Raw genomic sequence first — 1,319 nt, 5'->3', positions numbered from 1 at the left:
ATCGAATAGTCATCACCTCGCCTCCATCCTCTCACCTCATAGAGATCACCCTCAAAGCCTGAGTCTCTCCACAAGTTTATGGTGCCGTTATCATCTCCAGAGATCACGGGCTCATCGTCGGTACCTGTAATCTCTATCACAACAGTTAATTTGCTGTTATCGCTCGCGATGATATCTATCTCGTCCTTGACGATTTCATCTTTGTAAAGTGACTGGACCTTCGATTGGTCTAGTGTGTATGTCCAGACACCATCGGCCAGCGCCAACGAGCCATAACTACCTGACCTATTTTGGTTAGTGAATAGCTGAGAATCCTCTTCATTCAACTCTCCACTGGTTTTCACTTGATCACCAGGATCTCCCTCGTTTACTGAGCCAGTCAGGACACTTGGTGTTGTGCCACCACCGTCTGTGGTGCCGCCATCTGTCGTACCTGTCGTTGAACCATCGGTCGTACCCGTTGTTGAGCCGTCAGTACCGCCCGTAGTCGAGCCGTCAGTACCGCCCGTAGTCGAGCCGTCAGTACCGCCCGTAGTCGAGCCGTCGGTGCCGCCGGTGGTTGAACCATCGGTGGTGCCCGTGGTGGTGCCATCCGTACCGCCCGTGGTCGATCCGTCGGTGCCGCCCGTAGTCGTACCATCCGTCGTACCTGTGGTCGATCCGTCAGTGCCGCCAGTGGTCGATCCGTCGGTGGTACCTGTCGTTGAGCCGTCAGTGCCGCCCGTAGTCGAACCGTCTGTAGTACCCGTGGTGGTTCCGTCCGTACCGCCTGTGGTCGAACCGTCGGTCGTACCCGTCGTTGAGCCGTCAGTGGTACCCGTAGTCGAGCCATCGGTGGTACCTGTGGTGCTGCCATCCGTACCGCCGGTGGTTGAACCGTCTGTCGTACCCGTCGTTGAACCGTCGGTCGTACCTGTGGTAGTGCCATCAGTACCGCCCGTAGTCGAACCATCGGTGGTGCCCGTGGTTGAACCGTCGGTAGTACCTGTAGTCGAGCCGTCAGTACCACCGGTTGTTGAACCATCGGTGGTGCCCGTGGTGGTGCCATCCGTACCGCCCGTAGTCGAACCATCGGTGGTGCCCGTGGTGGTGCCATCCGTACCGCCCGTGGTCGAACCGTCGGTCGTACCTGTAGTCGATCCGTCAGTGCCGCCCGTATTCGAGCCATCGGTCGTACCTGTGGTGCTGCCATCAGTACCGCCAGTCGTTGAACCGTCCGTCGTACCTGTGGTTGAACCGTCAGTGGTGCCCGTGGTCGAGCCGTCAGTGCCGCCCGTAGTCGAACCGTCCGTCGTACCTGTAGTGCTGCCGTCGGTACC

General features: G+C 58.6%; 1 pseudogene. It reads right to left on the bottom strand.

From position 1 onward, the window contains the following. Nucleotides 1-1,319, bottom strand: a pseudogene (locus tag D515_RS25945) (hypothetical protein); the annotation flags it as partial.

The sequence above is a fragment of the Grimontia indica genome, assembly GCF_000333895.2.
Taxonomy (GTDB): Bacteria; Pseudomonadota; Gammaproteobacteria; order Enterobacterales; family Vibrionaceae; genus Enterovibrio; species Enterovibrio indicus.
The sequence above is the reverse complement of the archived record's forward strand: the minus strand, read 5'-3'. Positions and strand labels throughout refer to the sequence as shown.